Origin of the sequence: Pseudoroseomonas cervicalis ATCC 49957 (assembly GCF_000164635.1) — a bacterium.
Lineage (GTDB): Bacteria > Pseudomonadota > Alphaproteobacteria > Acetobacterales > Acetobacteraceae > Pseudoroseomonas > Pseudoroseomonas cervicalis.
Map to the genome: position 1 here is coordinate 1 of NZ_GG771175.1, position 700 is coordinate 700.

Annotated in this window: 1 protein-coding gene; it reads left to right on the forward strand. The window is 75.6% G+C overall.

The genetic code is table 11. The features are described 5' to 3' along the window. Positions 1-231: 231 nt before the first annotated feature. Positions 232-700: cupin domain-containing protein (locus HMPREF0731_RS22420; RefSeq protein WP_007006565.1), on the forward strand; the 469-nt coding region annotated here is incomplete at its 3' end.

A 700-nucleotide genomic window follows, 5' to 3' on the forward strand; every position in this document is an offset into this window, starting at 1 on the left:
GCTGAAACGAGGCCGCCGCAGGCGCGCTGAAACGAGGCCGCCGCAGGCGCGCTGAAACGGGGCCGCCGCAGGCGCGCGGGAGCGTGCCCGCCGCCGCCGCGGGTGGGCGGTCAGGAGTGGAAGGCCGCGGTGCCGCACACCCCCCCACACTCCCCAGCGTGAGGCGGCGCAAGCAACCCAGAGCGGGGCGGGCTCGTTGCCAAGGCATCGCCAACTGGCAAGGAGACCCGCATGCAGAGCGAAACCATCTGGCTGAATGGCGGCGGCGGCGTGCCCAACAATCCGCGCCTTCCGGTGCTGCTCTACCGCGCCGGCTTCCCGGCCGGCGAGCCCGAGGCGGTGGAGGCGCTGTTCGGCCGCCATGGCTGGCCGCCGGCCTGGCGCGACGGCATCCACCCCTATGTGCATTTCCACACCACGGCGCATGAGGCGCTGGGCATCGCCGAGGGCGCGGTGCGCGTCCAGCTGGGCGGCCCGGACGGGCCGGAGCTGTCGCTGGCCGCCGGCGACGTGGTGGTGCTGCCGGCCGGCACCGGCCATCAATGCCTGGATGCCAGCCAGGACCTGCTGGTGGTCGGCGCCTATCCCCATGGCCAGGTGCCCGACCAGCGCCGCGCCTCGCCCGAGCAGGCGGCGGAGGCACGCGCCCGCATCGCCCGCCTGCCGGACCCGCCCGGCAGCCCGGTGACCGGCGAACCCT